The organism is Novosphingobium sp. Fuku2-ISO-50, assembly GCF_001519055.1.
Lineage (GTDB): Bacteria > Pseudomonadota > Alphaproteobacteria > Sphingomonadales > Sphingomonadaceae > Novosphingobium.
Genome location: NZ_KQ954286.1, coordinates 306,165 through 328,063, shown reverse-complemented (window position 1 = coordinate 328,063; position 21,899 = coordinate 306,165). Strand labels below are relative to the sequence as shown.

General features: G+C 65.1%; 21 protein-coding genes, 1 tRNA gene and 1 pseudogene. 10 read left to right on the top strand and 13 right to left on the bottom strand.

The annotated features are described in order from the left end of the window. Positions 1 to 38 precede the first annotated feature (38 nt). Together AQZ50_RS04350 and gltX are read right to left on the bottom strand one after the other, a co-directional pair. Positions 39 to 1,325, bottom strand: coding sequence for a citrate synthase (locus AQZ50_RS04350; protein WP_067743096.1), 1,287 nt, complete (start codon positions 1,323 to 1,325; stop codon positions 39 to 41). A gap of 74 nt (positions 1,326 to 1,399) precedes the next feature. Continuing rightward, a complete protein-coding gene (gltX, locus tag AQZ50_RS04345) occupies positions 1,400 to 2,878 on the bottom strand; it encodes a glutamate--tRNA ligase (protein ID WP_067743093.1) in 1,479 nt (492 codons plus the stop codon). 176 nt (positions 2,879 to 3,054) lie between these two features. On the opposite strand from gltX, the gene AQZ50_RS04340 reads away from it, so the two are divergent. Then, a complete protein-coding gene (locus AQZ50_RS04340; RefSeq protein ID WP_082703405.1) occupies positions 3,055 to 5,124 on the top strand; it encodes a ComEC/Rec2 family competence protein in 2,070 nt (689 codons plus the stop codon). Positions 5,125 to 5,272: 148 nt separating this feature from the next. Here the strand turns inward: AQZ50_RS04340 and lexA are convergent, their stop codons facing one another. The 9 genes from lexA to AQZ50_RS04300 form a co-directional block, all read right to left on the bottom strand. Continuing rightward, positions 5,273 to 5,962 carry a transcriptional repressor LexA gene (gene lexA / locus AQZ50_RS04335; protein ID WP_067743088.1) on the bottom strand — a complete coding sequence of 230 codons (690 nt, stop codon included), beginning with the start codon at positions 5,960 to 5,962 and terminating at the stop codon, positions 5,273 to 5,275. A gap of 135 nt (positions 5,963 to 6,097) precedes the next feature. Continuing rightward, a complete protein-coding gene (locus AQZ50_RS04330) occupies positions 6,098 to 7,300 on the bottom strand; it encodes a molybdopterin molybdotransferase MoeA (protein ID WP_067743085.1) in 1,203 nt (400 codons plus the stop codon). Next, entirely contained in the window at positions 7,297 to 7,776 is a 480-nt protein-coding gene (gene moaC, locus AQZ50_RS04325) for a cyclic pyranopterin monophosphate synthase MoaC (protein ID WP_067743821.1), read from the bottom strand. Before moaC ends, AQZ50_RS04330 begins: the two co-directional genes overlap by 4 nt. A 43-nt stretch (positions 7,777 to 7,819) precedes the next feature. Then, positions 7,820 to 7,969, bottom strand: a complete 150-nt coding sequence (locus AQZ50_RS19950) for an aspartate/glutamate racemase family protein (RefSeq protein WP_369801377.1) — start codon at positions 7,967 to 7,969, stop codon at positions 7,820 to 7,822. A 121-nt stretch (positions 7,970 to 8,090) separates the two neighbouring features. Beyond that, on the bottom strand, positions 8,091 to 8,885 hold the full coding sequence (trpC, locus tag AQZ50_RS04320) for an indole-3-glycerol phosphate synthase TrpC (RefSeq protein ID WP_067743082.1): 795 nt from the start codon (positions 8,883 to 8,885) through the stop codon (positions 8,091 to 8,093). 27 nt (positions 8,886 to 8,912) lie between these two features. Next, entirely contained in the window at positions 8,913 to 9,908 is a 996-nt protein-coding gene (trpD, locus tag AQZ50_RS04315) for an anthranilate phosphoribosyltransferase (RefSeq protein WP_067743079.1), read from the bottom strand. Beyond that, positions 9,905 to 10,504, bottom strand: a complete 600-nt coding sequence (locus AQZ50_RS04310) for an anthranilate synthase component II (protein ID WP_067743076.1) — start codon at positions 10,502 to 10,504, stop codon at positions 9,905 to 9,907. The genes trpD and AQZ50_RS04310 overlap by 4 nt, the downstream gene beginning before the upstream one ends. Positions 10,505 to 10,510: 6 nt before the next feature. Next, positions 10,511 to 12,046 (bottom strand): anthranilate synthase component I family protein, encoded by a 1,536-nt coding sequence (locus AQZ50_RS04305; protein ID WP_082703403.1) that lies wholly within the window; start codon positions 12,044 to 12,046, stop codon positions 10,511 to 10,513. Further along, positions 12,043 to 14,004, bottom strand: a complete 1,962-nt coding sequence (locus AQZ50_RS04300; RefSeq protein WP_067743073.1) for a peptidylprolyl isomerase — start codon at positions 14,002 to 14,004, stop codon at positions 12,043 to 12,045. The genes AQZ50_RS04305 and AQZ50_RS04300 overlap by 4 nt, the downstream gene beginning before the upstream one ends. A gap of 257 nt (positions 14,005 to 14,261) precedes the next feature. Between AQZ50_RS04300 and tpiA the strand changes: the two genes are divergently transcribed. From tpiA to AQZ50_RS21225, 5 genes and pseudogenes are all read left to right on the top strand, one after another. After that, entirely contained in the window at positions 14,262 to 15,032 is a 771-nt protein-coding gene (tpiA, locus tag AQZ50_RS04295) for a triose-phosphate isomerase (protein WP_067743070.1), read from the top strand. 130 nt (positions 15,033 to 15,162) lie between these two features. Next, positions 15,163 to 15,549, top strand: coding sequence for a preprotein translocase subunit SecG (secG, locus tag AQZ50_RS04290; protein WP_067743815.1), 387 nt, complete (start codon positions 15,163 to 15,165; stop codon positions 15,547 to 15,549). A gap of 218 nt (positions 15,550 to 15,767) precedes the next feature. After that, on the top strand, positions 15,768 to 17,399 hold the full coding sequence (locus AQZ50_RS04285; RefSeq protein ID WP_067743068.1) for a CTP synthase: 1,632 nt from the start codon (positions 15,768 to 15,770) through the stop codon (positions 17,397 to 17,399). Between the two features lie 139 nt (positions 17,400 to 17,538). After that, positions 17,539 to 17,655: pseudogene (locus AQZ50_RS21230) on the top strand (GIY-YIG nuclease family protein); the annotation flags it as partial. After that, on the top strand, positions 17,656 to 17,814 hold the full coding sequence (locus AQZ50_RS21225; RefSeq protein ID WP_369801376.1) for a GIY-YIG nuclease family protein: 159 nt from the start codon (positions 17,656 to 17,658) through the stop codon (positions 17,812 to 17,814). A gap of 162 nt (positions 17,815 to 17,976) precedes the next feature. Here AQZ50_RS21225 and AQZ50_RS04275 read toward each other — a convergent pair whose 3' ends face one another. Both AQZ50_RS04275 and AQZ50_RS04270 read right to left on the bottom strand, forming a co-directional pair. Further along, positions 17,977 to 18,942, bottom strand: coding sequence for an alpha/beta hydrolase (locus AQZ50_RS04275; RefSeq protein ID WP_067743065.1), 966 nt, complete (start codon positions 18,940 to 18,942; stop codon positions 17,977 to 17,979). A gap of 257 nt (positions 18,943 to 19,199) precedes the next feature. Then, entirely contained in the window at positions 19,200 to 19,667 is a 468-nt protein-coding gene (locus AQZ50_RS04270) for an Hsp20 family protein (protein WP_067743062.1), read from the bottom strand. Between the two features lie 149 nt (positions 19,668 to 19,816). On the opposite strand from AQZ50_RS04270, the gene grxC reads away from it, so the two are divergent. The 4 genes from grxC to AQZ50_RS04250 all read left to right on the top strand — a co-directional run bounded on the left by grxC (position 19,817) and on the right by AQZ50_RS04250 (position 21,593). After that, positions 19,817 to 20,098, top strand: a complete 282-nt coding sequence (gene grxC / locus AQZ50_RS04265; protein ID WP_067743059.1) for a glutaredoxin 3 — start codon at positions 19,817 to 19,819, stop codon at positions 20,096 to 20,098. A 2-nt stretch (positions 20,099 to 20,100) separates the two neighbouring features. Beyond that, positions 20,101 to 20,952 (top strand): carbon-nitrogen hydrolase family protein, encoded by an 852-nt coding sequence (locus AQZ50_RS04260; RefSeq protein WP_067743056.1) that lies wholly within the window; start codon positions 20,101 to 20,103, stop codon positions 20,950 to 20,952. Positions 20,953 to 20,980: 28 nt separating this feature from the next. Further along, a complete protein-coding gene (locus AQZ50_RS04255; RefSeq protein WP_067743053.1) occupies positions 20,981 to 21,478 on the top strand; it encodes a DUF1178 family protein in 498 nt (165 codons plus the stop codon). A gap of 38 nt (positions 21,479 to 21,516) precedes the next feature. Then, a tRNA-Arg gene (locus AQZ50_RS04250) sits at positions 21,517 to 21,593 on the top strand. Positions 21,594 to 21,899: the final 306 nt, after the last annotated feature.

Here is a 21,899-nt window from a genome sequence, read left to right as displayed (position 1 = left end):
CCCCGCCCATTTTTTCGTGCCCCGAAAGGGGGCCGCAATCAGCGCTGGTCGAGCGGCACGTAAGCGCGCTGCGCCGGGCCGGTATAGAGCTGGCGCGGACGGCCGATCTTCTGGCCTGGATCGGAAATCATTTCGTTCCACTGTGCGACCCAGCCGACGGTGCGCGCAAGCGCGAAAAGCACCGTGAACATCGTCGTCGGGAAACCGATCGCCGAAAGGATGATCCCCGAATAGAAGTCGACGTTGGGGAACAGCTTCTTTTCGACGAAGTACGGATCGCTGAGCGCGATTTCTTCGAGACGAAGCGCGGTTTCGAACAGCGGGTCGGTGACGTTGAGCGCCTTGAACACTTCACGCACGGTCTTCTGCATCACAGTCGCGCGCGGGTCATAGTTCTTGTAGACGCGGTGGCCAAAGCCCATCAGGCGGAACGGATCGTTCTTGTCCTTGGCGCGGTCGATATAGTGCTGGATGCGGTCGGGCGTGCCGATTTCGCGCAGCATGTTGAGCGCCGCTTCGTTGGCGCCGCCGTGTGCCGGGCCCCACAGGCAGGCAATGCCCGCCGCCATGCACGCAAACGGGTTGGCACCCGACGACCCGGCCAGACGCACGGTCGACGTCGACGCGTTCTGTTCGTGATCGGCATGCAGGATGAAGATGCGGTCCAGCGCCCGTTCGACTTCGGGGATCACCTGGTATTCCTCGGCGGGGACGCCAAAGGTCATGCGCAGGAAATTGCCGGTGTAAGACAGGCTATTGTCCGGATACATGAACGGCTGGCCGACCGAATACTTGTAGGCCATGGCCGCGATCGTCGGCATCTTGGCGATCAGGCGGTGCGAGCTGATCTTGCGGTGCACCGGATCGGCGATGTCGGTCGAGTCATGATAGAATGCAGACAAGGCGCCGACCACGCCGCACATCACGGCCATCGGGTGCGCGTCGCGGCGGAACCCTTTGTAAAAGCTGCTCAGCTGTTCGTGCACCATCGAGTGGCGGGTCATCGTGCGCGAAAATTCGTCGAGTTCCGCCTGGTTGGGCAGCTCGCCGTTGAGCATCAGATAGCTGACTTCCATGAAAGTCGACTGTTCGGCCAGCTGACCGATGGGATAGCCGCGGTGAAGCAGCACGCCTTCGTCGCCGTCGATGTAGGTGATCGCGCTGTCGCAGCTCGCCGTGCTGGTAAAGCCGGGGTCATAGGTAAACTGCCCGGTCTGGGCATAGAGCTTGCGAATATCGAGCACATCCGGTCCGAGCGTGCCGCTCTTCACCGGCAATTCCACGGCCTTTCCGGCAGTGTTCAGCGTTGCGTGGGTCTCGCTCACGTCTCAGTCCTCCTGTGGGTATGTCTGGCCGGGTATCCGGTCACATGAGAAACAGTTTGGATGCCCCCCGGTATTCATGCAGGCGATACGTCGGCCAGTTGATCCTGGATACGACCCAACGCTTCGGCGCGCCCGATAAGGGCGAGCACGTCGAAAATGCCGGGCGATGTGGTCTGACCTGTGAGCGCGGCTCTCAAGGGTTGTGCCAGCTTGCCCAAACCCAGGCCAAGCTCGGCGGCAAGTTCCTTGAGCGCCGCTTCGAGCGTCTCGCTAGTCCAATCGGTCAGACGATCAAGTCTGACAAAAGTCTTAGAAAGCAAAGCGCGGGCGTCGTCGGTCAAAAGTGCGGCAGCTTTCGCATCGGGCTCGATCGGCCGCCGGGCAAACAGGAACCGCGCTGCTTCGGCCAGTTCGTTGAGATCGGCGGCGCGGACCTTGAGGACCGGCATCGCCGCTTCGAGCAACCCGATCTGCGCGCCTTCGCCAAGCCCCAGCCGCTGCGCCACTTCGGCGACAAGCCGCGTGTCGTCGGCGAGGCGCAAGTAGTGTCCGTTGAGATTGAGCAGTTTTTTGAGGTCGAACCGGGCCGGGCCCTTGTTGACATCGGCAATGTCGAACCATTCGACTGCTTGTTCGCGCGCAATGAATTCTTCATCGCCGTGGCCCCAGCCGAGCCGCAGCAGGTAATTCACCACCGCTTCGGGCAAAAGGCCAAGCTCGTCGCGATAGGCATCGACGCCCAGCGCGCCATGCCGCTTTGACAGTTTGGCGCCGTCGGAGCCGTGGATCAGCGGGATATGGGCATAGGCCGGATCGGGCCAGGCGCCGGTCCCGGCGGCCTGTTCAATCGTATGCATGGCGCGGATGACAACGAGCTGGCGAAAGGCGTTGTTGATATGGTCATCGCCACGAATGACGTGAGTCACGCCCATGTCGTGATCGTCGACCACCACCGCCAGCATGTAAGTCGGCGTGCCGTCGCTGCGCAGAATGACGAAATCGTCGATTTCGCGATTGCTCACCGTGATAGCCCCCTGAACGAGGTCTTCGATCACGGTTTCGCCGTCGCGCGGGGCCTTGACGCGGATCACGTAAGGCTTGTCGGCCGGCCAGGTCGCAGGATCGGCATCGCGCCATTCGCTGTCGATGCGGAAGGGGCGGCGTTCGGCTTGCGCGGCTTCGCGCCGGGCCGTCAATTCGGCGGTCGTCAGATAGCAGCGATAGGCATGGCCCGCATCGAGCAACTGCCAGGCGACTTCGGCATGGCGGGCAGAGCGCGCAAACTGGAACACCGGTTCCTCGTCGCCCTCGAGCCCGAGCCAGGTCAGGCCGTCAAAAATCGCGTCGATCGCGGGCTCTGTCGAGCGGGCGCGGTCGGTATCTTCGATGCGCAGCAGGTACTTGCCGCCATGGTGGCGGGCAAACAGCCAGTTGAACAGGGCCGTGCGTGCTCCGCCGATATGGAGGAATCCGGTCGGCGAAGGAGCAAAACGGGTGACGACTGCCGGATTGCGGCCTGAAGCAGCAGATTTGGTCACACTCGCGCTTGCCATCCCGGGCACATTCCTTTCACAACGCAATCATGGCAGAACAGGCTGTAGCCCGCACCGCAATGTCGCCCGCTGCAGAGCGTTCCCCTGGGCAGGGCTCCGAACCGGAAATGACTCGCGGTGATCGGGATCCGCAACAGCGACGCGGGCCTTGGGACAGTTTGAAGCGCTTGTCCAGTGTGCAGCGCACCATCGAGCAATTCCTTGGCGACCGCCCGTTCGAACGCGCGCCGTGGCTGGCGGTGGGGTATGGCGCGGGAATTGGCGCCTGGGCCATGGTTGACGGGGCATGGCAATGGGCGGCGCTGCTTGCCTTGTGCGCTGCGGCCTTGGCTTTGGCTCCGCTGGTCGCGCGCGAAGGCCGGGCCGACCATCTGCGCATGGCAATCATGGGGCTTGCGCTGATGGCGGCGGCAGGCGTTGCCACGATCTGGATGAAATCGGCGCTGGTCGGCGCTGCGCCGCTGCCCGCGCGCGAAACCGCGATGATCGCCGGGCGCATTGTCGACCGACAGGATGACGATGCGGCCGGGCGGGTGCGGCTGTTGCTGGCCGCGCGGATCGCGGGGCAGGAACGGCCCGCGCTGGTCCAGGTCATGGTGCCCGATCAGCTTGATCGCCCCGACCTTGCGATCGGGGCAACGATCATGGCCAGGGCGCGGCTGTCCCCGCCGGCGCCGCCGATGCTGCCCGGCGCGCATGACTTTGCCTTTGTTTCGTGGTTTCAGGGCGTCGCCGCGAACGGATCGATCAGCGCCCCGGTCACCGTCCTGACGCCGAGCGGGCAGGTGCCGACATTGCGGGGGGTGCAGGGGGCGATCAAGGCCCATGTTCTGACGCATCTGGGCGGATCGGCAGGCGCGATCGCGGTTACTTTGGCCAGCGGCGATCGCGGCGCCATCGCGCGCAGCGATGCCGATGCGATGCGCGATGCGGGCTTTGCGCACTTGCTGTCGATCAGCGGGCTGCATGTCAGCGCGGTGATCGCGGGGGTGTATTTTCTGGTCTTGCGCGGGCTCGGCCTGATCCCGTGGATCGCGCTGCGCGTCCGCCTGCCGCTGGTCGCGGCACTGGCCGGGGCTTTGGCCGGGGTCGGCTATTGCCTGCTGACCGGATCGCAAGTGCCGACGGTGCGGGCGGTCGCGGGCGCGGTGCTGGTACTCGGCGCCTTGGCCCTGGGGCGCGATCCGCTGTCGATGCGCCTGCTGGCGGTGGCGGCGGTCATGGTCATGCTGTTCTGGCCGGAATCGCTGTTTGGCGCGAGTTTTCAGATGAGCTTTGGCGCGGTCATGGCGATTGTCGCGCTCTATGGCACGGCGCCGGTCCGGCGTTTCATGGCGCGGCGCGATGAAAGTCGGCTGGTTCGTTTTGGGCGGCATCTGGTCATGCTGTTGGTCGGCGGGCTGGCGATCGAACTGGCGCTGCTGCCGGTTGCGCTGTTCCATTTTCATCGCGCCGGGCTCTATGGCGCGTTTGCCAACGTGCTGGCGATTCCGTTGGTGACAATGGTCACGATGCCGGGGCTCGCGCTGGCGCTCGTGCTTGATCCGCTGGGTTGGGGCGGCCCGGCGTGGTGGGTGACGGGGCGCTCGCTCGACGCGGTGTTGTGGATTGCGCATGCCACGGCGGCGATGCCGGGGGCGGTGACGACGCTGCCGTCAATGGCCGGATGGGTCTATACCCTGTGGATCGCCGGAGCCTTGTGGCTCGCGCTGTGGAGCGGACGTGTCCGGCTCTGGGGGCTGGCTCCGATCGTGATTGCCATGCTTTTCTGGCTTGCGACGCGCCCGCCGGACATTCTGATCGCGGGCGACGGGCGTCATGTCGGGATCACCGGACTGGGGCCCGATCTTGTCGTGTTCAGCCAGGGGCAGGGCAGCTATGTGCGCGAAATCCTGCTGGAAACGGCAGGCATGTCGGGCGCGACCCACGCGCTCGAAGACTGGCCCGGCGCGCGCTGTTCGCACGATTTCTGTGCGCTGGCGCTCAATCGCCATGGCCGCCGCACAGTCTTGTTGATCGCGCGCAGCCACCGGCGGCTCAATGAGGAAGCGGTCGGCCTTGCCTGTGCGCAGAGCGATCTGGTGATCGCCGATCACGCCTTGCCCTCGACCTGTCATCCCCGCCAGATCCTCGCCGACGCCACACTGCTCGCCCGCACTGGCGGCATGACGATCGACCTTGCCGACGGCGCCGTGCGGACCGTTGCCGAAACCAGCGGGCGGCATCCGTGGCTGCATTGGCCGTAACGTGATCGTTTCGCTGCTCGCCATTGCCGTGATCGCCGGATTTCATCGGCGCGGCTTAGGGAGACCATCGCAGATGTCAGCGGAAAGTTGGCGAAGGCGGCGATCCTTTGCGTGCGCGCCGACCAGTCGATAGGATAAGCAGCACGCCTCAATGATAGCGGCGCAACAGTCCCGCCAGCTTGCCTTGCACCTGGACTTCGCCGGGGGTGTAGAATTGCGGGTCGTAGGCGGCGTTGGCGGGGTCGAGCCGGACCATGCCTTTTTCGCGGCGCAGATATTTGAGCGTGGCTTCTTCGCCGCGCACCAGCGCCACGACAATCTCGCCGTCGCGGGCGACATCGGTGCGGCGGATGAGCGCGAAATCGCCATCGAGAATGCCCGCGTCGACCATCGAATCCCCCGACACTTCGAGCGCATAATGTTCGCCGGGGCCGAGCAGGGCGGCAGGGACGGGGAGCACGCTGCTGCCTTCGTGGGCCTCGATCGGGGCGCCGGCGGCAATGCGGCCATGGAGCGGCACTTCGATGACATCGTTGGCAGGGCGCGGCGCAGGCCGTGACGGTGTTGCAAGAACAGGCGGCGTGACCGGGGCAGCGGCGCGGGCGGCGGTGCGCGGGCTGGCCGTGTCGGGCTCGCGGATCACTTCGAGCGCGCGGGCGCGGTTGGGCAGGCGGCGGATGAAACCGCGTTCTTCCAAGGCGGAAATCAGCCGGTGCACCCCCGACTTCGACTTCAGGTCCAGCGCTTCCTTCATTTCCTCGAACGAAGGCGAAATGCCGGAATCCTCCAGTCGGTTCTGGATGAAGGTCAAGAGTTCGTGCTGCTTGCGTGTCAGCATCACCCGGTCTCCCGCTTTGGGTCAAGTCACCATCGGGTTTCCCGTCATTTGGTGAACGAATGCGGAACGATTAGGCAACCAATTGGAACAAGTCAAGCAATTGTGCGCTTTTTCGATCCGGACTGGCGCGAGCGTTCAATCGATTCCGGTGAGATGGACCGGGACCGGGCTTCCCGCCGGAGCAGGCGCTGCGCCGGCGGCGCGCACGATCAGCGCATTGGACCGCGCAAGCGGCGATAAGGCACCGGAATCCTGCAGGCGATCAAGCGTGACAGTCGCCCCGTCCCAGTGCGCGCGCAGGAATTCCATGCGGCTGCCGCCTTTGCCCATCGGCGTTGCCAGCGGAACCATGATCGCGCGCGGCAGGGGCTCTGTCGCGCCGAGCGCGGCGCGCAGCAAGGGCAGCATGAACAGGAATCCGGTGACCCAGGCCGAGGCTGGGTTGCCCGGCAGACCGAGAATGACCTGATCGCCGCGTCGCGCAACGAGCAGCGGCTTGCCGGGCTTGATCCCCACTCGCCAGAAAGCGATGTCTGCGCCCATCGCGGTCAGCGCCGGGCGGATCAGGTCATGATCCCCCACCGAGGCCCCGCCGCTGGTGACGATGACATCGGCATCGCGCGCCGCTTCGAAGGCCGCGATCAGCGCGTCGAGCGTATCGGGCACAGGGCCGATCCGTGTCGCCACGACCGGCAGCCGGGCGGCGAGCGCGGCAAGCATCGGGCCGTTGCTGGCGGGGATCTGGTGCAGGCCGGGCACGATTCCGGGCGCGGCCAGTTCGTCGCCGCCGTCGATCACCGTCAACCGGATCGGGCGGTGTACGGGCAGGCGTTCATGTCCGGCGGCAAGCGCCAATCCGATCGCGGCGGCATCGATCCGCCATCCTCTGGGCAGGATCGCCGCGCCTTCGCCAAAATCCATGCCGCGCGGGCGGATATGGCGCTCGGTCGGATCGGGCGCGGTGCCGTCGAGGTGCAGCGTGCTGCCGTCGATCGCGCTGTCTTCCTTGAGCAGGACCATGTCCGCGTCGGGCGGGACGACCGCGCCGGTGCTGATCCGCACAGCCTCGCCTGTGCCGAGCGTGCCGACAAAGGGATGCCCCGCTGCGCTTTCCCCGATCAGCCGCCAGGGGCCGGGCAAATCCGCGGCGCGCATGGCAAAGCCGTCCATCGCCGAAAGCGGCGCTGCAGGTTGATTGCGCCGCGCATGCAGCGGCTCGGCGAGGTAATGCCCGGCGGTCTGCATGACATCGCGCCATTCGACCGGGATCGTCGGCGCCAGGGCGAGCAATCGCGCCTGCGCCTCGGCGAGCGGCAGCGGGGGCGTGCGGGCCGTCATGGCGCGTCGCTCGCGCGCCAGTTTCCCGATTTGCCGCCGCGCTTTTCGATCAGTCGGACCGTTTCGATGATCATGCCTTTGTCGATGGCCTTGGCCATGTCGTAAATCGTCAGCAGCGCGATCGACACGGCGGTCATCGCTTCCATTTCCACGCCCGTTTTCGCGGTCAGCGAGGCGGTGGCGGTGGCGTACACGCCCTGATCCTCAAGCACGAAATCGATGGCGATGGCGTCGAGGCCCAACGGGTGACACAGGGGGATCAATTCGCCAGTGCGCTTGGCCGCCATGATTCCGGCAATCCGCGCCGTCGCCAGTACGTCGCCTTTGGCCACGGCGCCTGTCGTGATCGCGGCGCGCGCTTCGGCGTTCATGCGGATGCGCCCGCCGGCAATGGCGACACGGTGCGTTGCGGCCTTGGCGCCGACATCGACCATCCGCGCCTGTCCCCGTTCGTCGAGATGGGTCAGCTTTGTCATGATCGTGCTCATGCCAGAGCCTCGCGCGGTTTTATAGAGGGCGTTATCCGAGCAGCCGATCGATCCCCGCGCGGGCATGCAGCGCGGTCGTGTCGAACAGCGGAACCGGGCTGTCGTCGGGACCGACCAGCAGCATGATTTCGGTGCAGCCAAGCACGATCGCCTGCGCGCCGCGCTGGGCGAGCCGTTGCACCACGCCCGATCAGCCGTCGCACCCAACGCCAAGCTGGACCCCGGATCAAAGTCCGGGGTGACGAAACAGGCTCCATTTTGCGCTCCCTTGAGAGCGCTGCAGGGGGGGCAGCCCACGCTGCCTAGATTGTGCCGGTCAGCAGGCGACGGGTGGCCGCTTCGACGTCGGCTTCGCGCATCAGGCTTTCGCCGACGAGGAACGTGCGTGCGCCGCAATGCGACAGGCGCAGACAGTCGGCGTGGGTGTTGATGCCGCTTTCGCCGACGAGCAGCGCGCCTGCGGGGGCGAGCGGGGCGAGGCGTTCGGTCGTGGCGAGGTCGGTGACGAAGCGTTTGAGGTCGCGGTTGTTGACCCCGATCAGCCGCGAGGCGAGGCCGTGGGCGCGCTCCATTTCAGCCTCGTTATGCACTTCGACGAGTACATCCATGCCCTGTTCGCGCGCGGCGGCTTCGATCTCGGCCATTTGCGCGTCTTCCAGCGCGGCAACGATGATCAGGATCGCATCGGCGCCGATCGCGCGGGCTTCGGCACATTGCCACGGGTCGACCATGAAATCCTTGCGGATCACCGGCAGATCGCATGCCGCGCGGGCGGCGATCAGAAAATCCTCGTGCCCCTGAAAATAGGGCGCATCGGTCAGCACCGACAGGCACGCCGCGCCACCGGCCTGATAGGCGCGGGCATGGTCGGCGGGGTGAAAATCGGCGCGGATCAGGCCCTTTGATGGGCTCGCCTTCTTGATTTCGGCGATCAGCGCGAATCCCGTCGCGGCGCGTTGGCGCAGCGCGGCTTCGAATCCGCGCGGGGCGCTTTGTTCGCGCGCGCGTTCGGCCAGTGTGCCAAGGCTTGTCGCAGCCTTGCGCGCGGTGACTTCGTCGCGCTTGGTGGCGCAGATTTCGGCGAGTTTGTCAGTCATGCTCTGCAATCCATCGGCCTTGAACTATCACGCAAGCGTGGCGATCCAGCAATCGAGCAAGGCCTTGGCAAGCCCCTTGTCGAGCGCTTCGGCCGCTTCTTCGACGCCGGCGTGCCAGTCGGTGACCTCTCCGGCGATGATCAGCGCGGCGGCGGCGTTGAACAGCACGGCGTCGCGATAAGGCCCCGTCTCGCCCATCAGCAGGCGGCGCAAAGCCCCGGCATTATAGGCCGCATCGCCGCCATGGATCGCGGCGACCGGCGCCGTTGCCAGCCCGGCATCGCCCGGTGCCACGCGGTGCATCAATACGGCATCGCCCGCGACATCGGCGATCTCGTTGCCGCCGGCAAGGCTCAGTTCGTCCAGCCCTTCATCGCCCGAGACGACAAAGGCGCGGGTCGTGCCGAGCCGACGCAGCGCCTCGCCATAAATCGGGACATAAGCGGGCCGCGCGATGCCGACCAGTTGCCGTGTCACACCCGCTGGATTGGCCAGCGGACCCATCAGATTGAAAATCGTGCGCCGCCCGATGGCGCGGCGGATCGGCATGATCCGGCCCATCGCCGGATGATGGCGCGCGGCAAACAGGAAGCAGATGCCCAGATCGCGGAGCGTGGCCTCGGCGGTCTCGCCGGCGCGGTCGAGATTAAGCCCGAGCGCTTCGAGCGTGTCGGCGGCGCCCGCCTTGGAACTGGCCGCGCGGTTGCCGTGCTTGGCCACCGGCACGCCGCAGGCCGCAACGACCAGGCTGACTGCGGTCGAGACATTGAGCGTGTGATGCCCGTCGCCGCCGGTGCCGCAAACGTCGATGGCCCCGGCGGGCGCAGCGATCGGGATCATGCGCGCGCGCATCGCCCGTGCTGCACCGGCGATTTCCGACGCGGTCTCGCCCCGGTCGGACAGCGCGATCAGGAACGCGGTGATCGCTTCGTCATCGACGCGTCCGTCAAGAATCGCGCCGAAAGCCTGTTCAGCCTCATCCTCGGCCAGCGGTGTTGCGCAAACCTGCGGCAGCGCGGTCATTGCGCCGCGTGGCCCGCCAGAACGCGCGGGGTGATCCCGCAAAGCGCCAGGAAATTGGCGATCATCGCGTGGCCATGTTCGGTCGCGATCGATTCGGGGTGAAACTGGACGCCGTGGATAGGCTTGGTGACATGGCGAAAGCCCATGACATGGCCGTCGTCCGACCGCGCGTTGACCACCAGCACATCGGGAATGTCGGTCACGATCAGCGAGTGATAGCGGGTCGCGGTAAACGGCGAGGGGATGCCTGCAAACAGCCCGGTGCCGTCATGCGTGACCTGGCTGGTCTTGCCGTGCATCAGCCCGCCGCGCACGACTTTGCCGCCGAAATACTGGCCGATCGATTGGTGGCCGAGGCACACGCCCAGCAACGGCACCCCGGCATCGGCAGCGGCGCCGACCAGATCGAGGCTGATCCCCGCTTCATTGGGCGTGCAGGGGCCGGGCGAAATCAGAAAGCCTTGCGCGCCCGAAGACAGCGCTTGCCCTGCCGAAAGCGCATCGTTGCGCACGACGTCGACTTCGGCCCCCAGCTCCATCAGATAGTGGACCAGGTTCCAGGTAAAGCTGTCGTAGTTGTCGATGACGAGGATCATGGCGCTCTATTGTCCGAACTTTGCTTCGCTCGCCACCCGGATCGCTTCGCGCGCGGCGGCGAACAGCGCGCCCGATTTGGCTTCGCATTCGTGCTGTTCATAGACCGGGTCGCTGTCGGCGACGATGCCGGCGCCCGCCTGAACATGCATCACGCCGTCCTTGAGTACCGCCGTGCGCAGGACGATGCACGAATCGACCGAACCATCGGGCGCGAAATAGCCCACGCCGCCCGCATAGGCGCCGCGCGTTTCGGGCTCCAGCTCGGCGATGATTTCGCAGGCGCGCACTTTTGGCGCGCCGCTGACCGTGCCCGCCGGGAATCCCGCAAACAAGGCATCGACAGACGAGGCGCGCGCGGTGTCGAGCTGCCCGACGACATTCGAGACGATGTGCATGACATGGCTGTAGCGTTCGACGGTATAGCTTTCGGTCACGCGCACTGTGCCCGCCTGGGCAACCCGGCCGACATCGTTGCGACCCAGGTCGAGCAGCATGAGGTGTTCGGCACGTTCCTTGGGATCGGCGAGCAGGCTGGCCTCGTTGGCGCGGTCTTCTTCCGCCGTTTTCCCGCGCGGGCGCGTCCCGGCGATCGGGCGGATGGTCACTTCGCCGTCGCGGATGCGCACGAGGATTTCCGGGCTTGACCCGATCAGAGCAAAGCCGGGCAGATCGAGGAAATAGAGAAACGGCGAGGGGTTGATCCGGCGCAGCGAGCGATAGAGCGCTGACGCCGGAAGCGGGAACGGCGTGGTAAAGCGCTGCGCCAGCACGACCTGAAAGATGTCGCCCGCCTCGATATAGTCCTTCGCCTTGCGCACCATCGCGGCATAGCGTTCGGGCGGCATGACCGGGTTGCGCGCTGGCTCGACCGGTTCGGCAAGGCGCGGCTCTGCGGGCAGGGGGCCGTTCAATCCGGCCAGCGCCGCATCGATCCGTTCGCCCGCGGCCTCGATCGCGCGCGCCGGGGCCAGCGAAGAGGCCCAGATCGGCGCGACGCCAAACAGTTCGTCGCTCAGCCGGTCGAACACCAGCAGCACGGTCGGGCGCACGAACAGCATATCGGGCAGTTCGAGCGCGCTGTCGGGCGCGCGCGGCAGTTTTTCGACGAGGCCGATCGTTTCATAGCCGAAATAGCCGACCAGACAGGCCAGCACCGGCGGCAATCCGGCGGGCACGTCGATGCGGCACTGATCGACCAGCTTGCGCAATTCTTCGAGGCTGTTGCCGGGCATCGGTGCAAAGGTATCGCGACAGGTGGCCCAGGCGCGGTTGATCTCTGCCGCCGTGCCGCGCGCGCGAAACACCAGATCGGGGGCGAGGCCGAGCAAGCTGTACCGCCCTCGCACTTCGCCGCCCTGCACCGATTCGAGCAGGAAATCGCCCCGGCCTTCGCGCATCAGTTTGAGCGCGGCGCCGACCGGGGTTTCGGTATCGACGATCAGCCGCCGCCAGACAAGCGCGGGGCGCCCGTCGCTCAGTGCGGCGAGCGCGGCGGCAGCGTTTTCCGGCGCCGCAAGATCGAGATCGGCGGTCGCGCTCACTGTTCGCCCGAGGGCTGGCTGCCTGCCAGATTGCTGCGCACGGTGCCGATGGCCTTTTCGTTGCGCTTCGAGCCGATTTCGCGCGTGATCGCCGAGCGCAGTTGCTCTTCGTATTCGTGGCCCGCGGCCTTGCCGAGTTCGCTCTGTGCCTGTTGCACCATCGGGTCATTGGCCGCGATCGTGCCCGGTTCGACCGAATCGAGCGACACGATCAGCCATCCGGCCTGATTGGGAGCGGCGAGCTTTTTCGCGCCGGGCCTGGACATCGAAAACATCAGCGCGAGCGGTGCAGGCACGCGGCCTTGCATCTGCGCGAGCTGTTCGCGCGTAATGCCAAGATGATCGATCGGCGGCAGCGCGACGCCGAGCGCCTTGCCCGCCGCATCGAGCGGGGTCTTTTTGGCGAGCGCGGCAAGCACTTTGTCGGCAGCGGCAGCGGCGGCGTCGGCGCCATGCTGACGCGTCCAGTCGGCAGCGACTTGCGCCTTGATTTCGGCCAGCGGGGCCGGGGCTGCAGGCGTGATCGCGCCAACGTCATAAACGGCAAAGCGCGCGATGCCGGCTGCGGCTGCGGGCACGGCGGCGATCTGCGCCATGCCTTCATGCTCCATGCCGAATGCGGTCTGGAGCAGGGCTTGAACTTCGGCGGGCAGCTTGGCCTCGGGCTTGCCGGGCACGGTGCCGTCGGACTGCACCGCGTCGGTGGTCTGCACGGTCAGTCCATAGGCTTTGGCCACATCGCCAAGGCTGGTGCCGCCTTCGATTTTTTCGCCGATCTGGGTGGCCAGTTCGGTCAGCGCCGCCTTGTGCTTTTCGCCGGCCAGCGCCGCGACGATTTCGCCGCGCGCTTCGTCGAGAGTCTTGCCCGGCTTTTTGGTGATTCCGTCGATTCGCGCGACGACCCAGCCGAGCGCGCCCTTGACGGGGCTCAGCGTCTTGCCTTGCGCGCCGGCAAAAACGGCGTCGGCCACGGCCTTCGAACCGTCGGTGGCCAGCTTGTCATGTGTCGCATCGGCAATCTTGGCGGGCGCAAGCCCTTTGGCGGTGGCGGCGGCCTCGATCGATTTTCCGCCCGCCACTTCGGCGGCAAACGCCTTTGCCGCCATTTCGGTCGGCAGGATCACCTGGGTGATCGAGCGCATTTCGGCGGGGGCATATTGGGCGGCATTGGCCTGATAGCGCTTGCGCACATCGGCTTCGCTCGGCGCGGGGACGGATTTCAACGAGGCTTCATCGATTACCGCATAGCGGATCGTGCGGCGCTCGGCACGGCTGTAGCGGGCGAGGTTCGCCTTGTAGAAATCGCCGATCTGGCCATCGTTGGGCGCGGTCTTGGGTGCAAAGGCGGCAGACGGCAGGAACAGCAGGTTGCCGGTGCGCTTTTCCTTGAGCAATGCGGCATAAGTTTGCGTGACGCCGGCCGGCATCAGCGCGCCTTCGGCGGCGCCGGCAAAGACCAGGCGACTCATCTGCCCTTTGGCGATGTCGTCGCGCACCAGTTTGTCGGTCAGCCCGCGCTGGGCAAGCAGCTGGTTATAGGCGTCCTGGCTGAACTTTCCGTCGGGGCCCTGAAACGCGGGCAGCTTGGCGATTTCGCTGTCGACCAGTCGATCGCTGATGCCCATGCCGTATTTTTTACCCCATTCCCACGTCGCGGCGCGGTCGATCAGCCCGGTCATGACTTCTTCGAGCACGCCTTGTGCCAGAAAATCCTTCATGGTCAGCGTCGGTGCGCGCTGACGCTGGCTTTCAAACGCGTTGCGGATGGTCTTGTCGAGCTCGCCGGTGGTGATCCGTGAGCCGCCCACGCTCGCCACGTTTTCCCCGCCGATCAGGCTGCCGGTGCGCATGCCGCCGACATCGGCCCCGGCAAAGGCGAGCACGATCAGGACAAGAAAGACAAGGCCCAGCACGGCGCCGAGGCGAGACCTGGTAATGGCACGGAAAAAGTCGAGCATGACAGCCGATCGATAGCAGGAACAATGCGCGCTGCCTTAGATAGAGTTTCGATGTTCGCCAAGCCCCACAGATAGGGTTCGGTCATGCATCGGTCATCCAGGGGCAACGATCCCCCGCATCACCCCATTGGCATTTTGCAATCGCGGCGCGCATTTGGTAGCCGCATTGGGAACAAGCCGATTCCCGATGAGCGTGCCGCCCGGCGGAAACGTTTGCGCGGAATGGGTGACAGAAATTCAGGAACAAGCAGGGGCTTATGGCGCATCGACCCTATATCGTGGGCAACTGGAAGATGAATGGCACCCGGGCCATGCTGGCCGAGGCGCGCGCCATCGACCGGGGCGCGCAGCGCTACAGTGGTGTTCAGGTCGCGCTGGCGCCGCCGTTTCCACTGCTCGGCCTGTTGCGTGAAGAAGTCTCGGCCATCGGCGTCGGGGGGCAGGATTGCCACACCGCCGTCAAAGGCGCGCATACCGGCGATGTCTCGGCGGCGATGCTGGCCGACATCGGTTCGGGCTTTGTCATCGTCGGACACAGCGAGCGTCGCCGCGATCATGGCGAGACCGACGCCGTCGTGCGCGCCAAGGCCGAAGCCGCGCTGGCGGCGGGGCTCGGCGTGATCGTGTGTGTCGGTGAAACGCTTGAAGAGCGCGACGGCGGGCATGCCGAATCGGTCGTCGGGCGCCAGGTCGATGGCTCGCTGCCTTTGGGCGAGGGGGCGATCGAGGCTGCCGCTGCGGGCAAGCTGTCGGTCGCCTATGAGCCGGTCTGGGCCATCGGCACCGGGCGCGTCGCGGCGGTCGAGGATGTCGTGGCGATGCATGCCGCGATTGCCGCGCGGTTCGATGCGCTGTTGGGTGATGCAGGTCAGGACGTGCGCATCCTTTATGGCGGGTCGGTCAATGGCGATAACGCAGCCGGGCTGCTCGCCGCCAAAGGGGTTGGCGGGGCGCTGGTCGGCGGAGCCAGCCTGACTGCCGACGCCTTTTTGCCGATCGTCGCGGCGGCAGGGACAGTCGAGGCCTGAGCTCTTTGCCCTTTGCGTGCCGTTCTTCGCGCCGCGCCAACTGGCCGGGCTTGCACTGTGGCGTCCTCGCGCCTAAGTGCGCCATCAATCCGCGATGCGCGGAAATCCATTCAGGCGAGTAGCCATGACCTTGTTTCTTTTCCTTACCGTGGTCCAGGCGATCGTTGCGGCGCTGCTGGTCACGGTGATCTTGATGCAGAAGTCCGAAGGCGGCGGCCTCGGCGTCGGCAGCAGCCCGTCGGGTTTCATGTCGGCGCGCGGCGCGGCCGACTTCATGACTCGTGCGACGAGCGTGCTGGCGACGGCGTTTGTCGTGCTGTCGGTCGTGCTGGCGGCACTGGCGGTCAATGCCACGGCGACTCACAAGATCGACACGTCGCTGAACCGTTCGGCCCCGGCGCCGGCCGATCCGCTGGCGGGTGCGCAAAATGCCCCTGCCGCTCCGGCGCAGGCTCCGGCTCCGGCGGTGAAGCCTGTCGCACCGGCTGACCCGCTTTCGGGCGCCGCGAAGCAGTAACACTGTCTCGGCAAGAAGATGGTCCCTAAAGGGGCCGCTTCGGTCGGCAAATTCAGCTTGGAAGAGGTGTCGGTCGCGCTTTCGCCATGATGGCGAGGCGGGGCCGCGCTTTTTCGTGATGTGAGTCCATGGACTCGGGGGTACGTGCGAATTGCGGGGGATATTTTCCCGGCAGACGCTTGCGCCCCTCCAACCTCTGACGTTAAGGCTCAACTCCCATGGCGCGGTACATATTTATCACCGGCGGCGTGGTCTCCTCGCTCGGCAAGGGTCTTATGGCGGCGAGCCTCGCGGCTTTGCTTCAGGCGCGCGGCTATCGCGTGCGGATCCGGAAATTCGACCCTTATCTCAATGTCGATCCGGGCACGATGAGCCCCTATCAGCATGGTGAAGTCTATGTCACCGATGATGGGGCAGAGACCGATCTCGACCTTGGCCACTATGAACGCTTTACCGGCGTCTCCGCGCGTCAGGCCGACAATATTACCTCGGGCCGAATCTATCGCGACATCATCACGCGCGAGCGCCGCGGCGATTATCTCGGCGCGACGGTGCAGGTGATCCCGCATGTCACCGACGCGATCAAGGAATTTGCCCAGGCTGAAACCGACGATCTCGACTTCGTGCTGTGCGAAATCGGCGGCACGGTCGGCGACATCGAAGGCCTGCCGTTCATCGAGGCGCTGCGTCAGCTGCATAATGAGCTGGAACGCGAACTCACCTGTTTCGTCCATGTCACGCTGGTCCCCTATATCGCGGCGGCGGGCGAGCTGAAGACCAAGCCGACGCAGCATTCGGTGCGCGAACTGACCGGGCTCGGCATTCAGCCCGACATCTTGCTGTGCCGCTGCGAAAAGCCGCTGCCCGAAGGCGAACGCGCGAAAATCGCGCAGTTCTGCAATGTGCGCAAATCGGCGGTGATTCCCGCGCTCGACGCCAGCAGCATCTATTCGGTGCCGCTGCAATATCATGCCGAAGGGCTTGATAACGAAGTCCTGCGCCATTTCGGCCTGACCGCGCCCGAGCCCGAATTGTCGCGCTGGATCGAAGTCGTCGACCGCTTTCACAATCCCGAAGGCGAAGTGACGATCGGCGTGGTCGGCAAATATGTCGGCCTGCCCGATGCCTATAAATCGCTCAACGAAGCGCTGGTCCATGGCGGCTTGGCCAATCGGGTCAAAGTCCATATCCGCTGGATCGACGCGGAGCTGTTTGAACAGGGCGATGCCGAAATCGCCGCGCAGCTTGAGCCGTTGCACGCGATTCTCGTCCCCGGCGGCTTTGGCGAACGCGGCACCGAAGGCAAGATCGCCTCGGTCCGCTTTGCCCGCGAACGCGGCGTGCCGTTCTTCGGCATCTGCCTCGGCATGCAGATGGCCTGCGTCGAAGGCGCGCGCAACACCGCCGGGATTGCGGGCGCCGGCTCGACCGAATTCGGCGCTGTCGCCGATCCGGTGGTCGGCATCATCACCGAATGGATGACGCCCGAAGGTCTGGAAACGCGCGCCGAAGGCGGCGACCTTGGCGGCACGATGCGGCTGGGCGCCTATGAAGCGCGGCTCGACGGCAATAGCCGCGTCGCCTCAATCTATGGCGCGACCACGATCAGCGAACGCCACCGCCACCGCTACGAAGTCAACGCCGCCTATCGCGCGCCGCTCGAAGCGGGCGGGCTCGTCTTTTCGGGCATGTCGCCCGACGGCCTGCTGCCCGAAATCGTCGAGCGCCCCGACCACCCGTGGTTCATCGGCGTCCAGTTCCACCCCGAACTGAAAAGTCGCCCCCTCGACCCGCACCCCCTGTTCCGCGACTTCATCGCGGCGGCGGTGAAACAGGCACGGTTGGTGTAAAGCACCGTATTATCGTCATTCCGGCGCACGCGGGAAACGCAGTTCACCGGAGGTAATCCAGTGGCAACGTAGCAATGACACGCGAAATTGATCCCATGGTCTACCTCATGGCGTCACAGCGCAACGGTACGCTTTTTACATCGGCATAACGTCGAATCTGCTGCAACGCATCGCGCAACACCGTCAGGGCACGCTCGGCGGTTTCACCGCTGCCCACAACGTCAAACTGCTCGTCTGGTACGAACCACATGCAACGATGGAGTCCGCCATTTTGCGCGAAAAGCGGATCAAGGCATGGCGCCGCGCCTGGAAACTGGACCTGATCGAAAACACCAACCCGGAGTGGCGCGATGTCGCGACCGACTTCGGCTTCGAACCGTTGCGCGAAACTGGATTCCTGCGTTCGCAGGAATGACGATGGTTGGGGCGGATATGCCAACAAGATTGGCCGGTCTTGTGTGGTTTCCGGTCAGGCAAGTTTCGGGCGGGCACATGTCGAAAACAGACATTGCGATTGGGGCATATGCCCGCGAATGGCGAAAATGTTATCGACTGCTACCTCAGAGGCTGGCTGTCCTCACTTCCCTTGCTGCTCGATGAAATGAGCCACAGTCTTGACCACGTTTGGCGCAAGCGGCAGATTTGGGTCAGCATAGGTGGCGAAGTTTGCCCGCCGGTCATCCGACGCGACTTGCTTCAAGACGTGATTTGTTTCGGGCAGCAGCATGAGCGTGGCGGACGGATCCGCTGCCATGAGACGGTGTGCGTCCGCCACGCTGACCTGAAGGTCTTTTTGTCCCTGTATCACCAGTACCGGCTTGCTGGCCTTGGCGATGAGCACGGCCGGGTCCACAGCAATTTCGCTGATCAGGAAGCCTTGTATTTGCGGCCTGAACAATGTGGTGGCCAGAGGTGGCGGCAGGCTCGCCGCATCGACACGCTGGCCTGCGGACAGCGTGTCGATTGCGCGGTTCGCTGCATCGAGGATCGGGGCGTTGGCCGGGTTGGCACCAAGCTGCTCCTTGAGCACCACGCCGAGCGGGCGGCCGGGAGTAGACACCAGCACCAATCCGCAAATGTGCTCTGCCCCGGAAGCGGCAGTGGCGAGCGCGACAAGGCCGCCCTCGCTGTGCCCCAAAAGCCAGACGCAGCGCGCGCCGGTTCGCTGCCGGATCGCGGCGATCCAGGATTTTGTATCCGTCACATAGTCACCGAGCGTCACGGCATTGCCATCGGGGACCGCCGCCGCGCTAGCCAAAAGGCCGCGCTTGTCTATCCGGACGCTCGCGATCCCGTTCTGGGCAAGGCCCTCTGCGAGGAGGCGGTACGTCGCGGCCTTTATGCCGAGTGGGCTGTCCCCGTTGCGGTCGGTGGGGCCAGAGCCGGGCAGAATGAGCACCACCGTCCCGACCGCGCCCGCATCGCCAGTGATAGTACCCTTCAGTGGTCCGTTGGGTCCTGCGGCGGCAATATCGGAAACCGTACCGTTTACCGGTGAGACGAGCGCAGCTGCCGTTCCCAAAACCAATGAAGCGAACAACATGCCATCTCTCCGTCGACTTGCATCGCCGCCTATAGCGACCGCACGTGAACGTATGAAGTCTGTAAGCGCAGGCGTGCCCACATGAACGACCGGCGATTAAATGGACTACTGTTTCGAGGTGGGAACGGCAGCTTGTGGTCGTGACCAGACGACGGATTCGAGCCCGCCAAGCATCTGCGAGAACCCGCCATGGCCCCCACGCAAAAAGGGCGGACCGTTGCCGATCCGCCCCACAGTCCGTACCAGTTGATCGCGGATCAGGCCGCTTCGCTCGATCCGCCGTCGATCACCGACAGCGGCTTTTGCGCGCCGATCAGCACTTTTTTCGGCTTCATCGCTTCGGGCACTTCGCGCACGAGGTCGACGGTCAACAGGCCATCGGCAAGATCGGCGTTGTCGACCCGCACGAAATCGGCGAGTTCGAAGCGCCGTTCAAAGCCGCGGTTGGCAATGCCGACGTGCAGGAACTGGCGCGCGTCGGGCTCGGCCTCGGTCTTGTTGCCCTTGACCACGAGCAGGTTCTGCTGCGCGGTGATGTCGAGCTCTTCGGGCTTGAACCCGGCGACGGCGAGCGTGATGCGATACTGGTCATCGCCGCGACGTTCGATGTTGAACGGGGGGTAATTGTCCCCGGTCTGGGCGCGCGCCTGCCGTTCGAGAAGGTCGAACAGGCGGTCAAAGCCCACAGTGGTGCGGCGATAGGGGGTAAAGTCAAAACGATTCATGGCATATCCTCAAACTGAGCAATCTGCACTCGACCCGCGCGGACCCTGAAACGGCGCCCTCACGAGCCATACGATGGATCATGCCCGACTTGCGGCGCATGGTCCGATGCGTCATGTGTGGTGGCCAAACCCAATTTCAAGAGGCCGTGATGAGTGATGCCGACGCACCCCAGCCGCCGCTGGTTGAAATCTACACCAAGTGGGGGTGCCCCTACTGCTACCGCGCCAAGGCACTGCTCGAAGAAAAGGGCGTGGCGCTGACCGAATACGACATCACGATGGGCGGGCCCAAGCGCGCGGAAATGCTCGAACGTGCGCCGGGCCGGACGACCGTGCCGCAGATCTTCATCGACGGGCGGCTGATCGGCGGCTGCGACGATCTGATGGCGCTCGATGCCAAAGGCGGGCTCGATCCGCTGCTCGGGCAATAGCCATGGCCGATCACCAGACCGCCGTGCGGATCGCCGTGTTGCAGATGACCAGCGGGATCGACCCCGCCGCCAATGCCGCGACGATGGCCGACGCGCTGACGCGCGCGGCGAGCGAGGGTGCGGCGATGCTGTTCACGCCGGAAATGGCGGGCTTGCTCGACCGTGATCGCAAACGCGCGCGCGAGCATATCCTTCCCGAAGCGCACAATCCGACGCTGGCCACTTTGCGCGACGCGGCGGCGAAGGCGGGGATATGGCTGCACGTTGGCTCGTTGCCGGTCTGCGCCGAAGGCGATGGCGAGGGGCGCTTTGCCAACCGGACATTCGTGATCGATCCGACGGGTGCCGTCGCGGCCCGCTATGACAAGATCCACATGTTCGACGTCGATCTCGCCACCGGAGAAAGCTGGCGCGAATCCGCCGCCTATCGTCCGGGCGAGCACGTCGTTACGGTCGATTGCCCGGTCGGTCGGCTGGGTCTCGCGATCTGCTATGACTTGCGCTTTCCGGCGCTGTTCGAGGAACTGGGGCGGCGCGGTTGCGATGCGATCGCCATCCCGGCGGCGTTCACCGTGCCCACGGGGCGCGCGCATTGGCACCTGCTGCAGCGCGCCCGCGCGGTCGAAGCGAGCGCCTTTGTCATCGCGCCGGCGCAGACCGGGCATCACGCCGACGGGCGCGAGACGTATGGTCATTCGCTGGTGATCGATCCCTGGGGCGATGTCCTGCTTGATATGGGCACGGATGCGGGGCTCGCCTTTGCCACGCTCGATCGCGCGCGGCTTGGCGAAGTGCGGCGGCAATTGCCCAGTCTCTTGAACCGGAAAACGCTGTTGAACAGGCACATCTTGTGAAACAGCGCGAAATCCCCAGATTGCGATCATGATTGTTTTTGACCTCGAATGCAGGGTGAACGGGCACCGTTTCGAAGGCTGGTTCGGATCGTCCGACGATTTCGCCGAGCAACAGGCGCGCGGCCTCGTCGCGTGCCCGGTGTGCGGCGCCAGCGATGTCATCAGGGCGGTGAGCGCGCCGCATATCGGCCGCAAAGGCAACCAATTGCCCGAACCGGTGCGCAAGAGTTCGGCGCCTTCTGCCGCCATGCCGCCGGTCAATGCGCAACAGGCCAATGGCGCGCTGCCGCCCGAAGCCCTGGCCGTGCTCAAGACGATCGCGACGATCCAGGCAGAGGCGCTGAAATCCTCAACCTGGGTCGGCAAGCGCTTTGCCGATGATGCCCGCGCCATGCATTACGGCGAAAAGGACGCCGCCCCGATCCACGGCCAGGCCACGCCCGAAGAGGCCAAGGCGCTGTTCGAAGAAGGCGTCGAAATCGCCCCGATCCTGTTCCCGCTCGCCCCGCCAAAAGAGCTCAACTAGTTGCGCCATGCTGCCAACCCCCTTATGGCAACCCGCGTGCGCCCGTAGCTCAGCAGGATAGAGCACCAGATTCCTAATCTGGGGGCCATGGGTTCGAATCCCGTCGGGCGCACCACTTTCCCAAACAGGACAACTGCATTCGCGCGGCGTGCCCATTGGGCATGGTCCATGTGGTGTCGATGGTTGAATGGGGTGATCTGCCTGCGGAGTTCCTTGCCTGGAACCCCTGTGATTGCCGCCGCGCATTTCCGGCTCGGCCCATCCTGAAACGGATGACGGGACAAGCCGGAAATGCATTGTCGATCCGCGCGGTTTGTGGCCAGTGGATTGTTTTTGACATTTGCATCCCGCCATCCGGATAGCACGGTCGCAAATGTCAAAAACGGAAAATCCACTAGAATCAAAAGTTTCTGGTGGTCCG

What these genes read in the sequence shown, in the direction of transcription:
- gltX (WP_067743093.1), bottom strand. Translation starts at nt 2,878, where the DNA reads ATGGCAAGCGCGAGTGTGACCAAATCTGCTGCTTCAGGCCGCAATCCG.
- lexA (WP_067743088.1), bottom strand. Translation starts at nt 5,962, where the DNA reads ATGCTGACACGCAAGCAGCACGAACTCTTGACCTTCATCCAGAACCGA.
- AQZ50_RS04330 (WP_067743085.1), bottom strand. Translation starts at nt 7,300, where the DNA reads ATGACGGCCCGCACGCCCCCGCTGCCGCTCGCCGAGGCGCAGGCGCGA.
- moaC (WP_067743821.1), bottom strand. Translation starts at nt 7,776, where the DNA reads ATGACAAAGCTGACCCATCTCGACGAACGGGGACAGGCGCGGATGGTC.
- trpC (WP_067743082.1), bottom strand. Translation starts at nt 8,885, where the DNA reads ATGACTGACAAACTCGCCGAAATCTGCGCCACCAAGCGCGACGAAGTC.
- trpD (WP_067743079.1), bottom strand. Translation starts at nt 9,908, where the DNA reads ATGACCGCGCTGCCGCAGGTTTGCGCAACACCGCTGGCCGAGGATGAG.
- AQZ50_RS04310 (WP_067743076.1), bottom strand. Translation starts at nt 10,504, where the DNA reads ATGATCCTCGTCATCGACAACTACGACAGCTTTACCTGGAACCTGGTC.
- AQZ50_RS04300 (WP_067743073.1), bottom strand. Translation starts at nt 14,004, where the DNA reads ATGCTCGACTTTTTCCGTGCCATTACCAGGTCTCGCCTCGGCGCCGTG.
- tpiA (WP_067743070.1), top strand. Translation starts at nt 14,262, where the DNA reads ATGGCGCATCGACCCTATATCGTGGGCAACTGGAAGATGAATGGCACC.
- AQZ50_RS04285 (WP_067743068.1), top strand. Translation starts at nt 15,768, where the DNA reads ATGGCGCGGTACATATTTATCACCGGCGGCGTGGTCTCCTCGCTCGGC.
- AQZ50_RS21225 (WP_369801376.1), top strand. Translation starts at nt 17,656, where the DNA reads ATGGAGTCCGCCATTTTGCGCGAAAAGCGGATCAAGGCATGGCGCCGC.
- AQZ50_RS04275 (WP_067743065.1), bottom strand. Translation starts at nt 18,942, where the DNA reads ATGTTGTTCGCTTCATTGGTTTTGGGAACGGCAGCTGCGCTCGTCTCA.
- AQZ50_RS04270 (WP_067743062.1), bottom strand. Translation starts at nt 19,667, where the DNA reads ATGAATCGTTTTGACTTTACCCCCTATCGCCGCACCACTGTGGGCTTT.
- grxC (WP_067743059.1), top strand. Translation starts at nt 19,817, where the DNA reads ATGAGTGATGCCGACGCACCCCAGCCGCCGCTGGTTGAAATCTACACC.
- AQZ50_RS04260 (WP_067743056.1), top strand. Translation starts at nt 20,101, where the DNA reads ATGGCCGATCACCAGACCGCCGTGCGGATCGCCGTGTTGCAGATGACC.
- AQZ50_RS04255 (WP_067743053.1), top strand. Translation starts at nt 20,981, where the DNA reads ATGATTGTTTTTGACCTCGAATGCAGGGTGAACGGGCACCGTTTCGAA.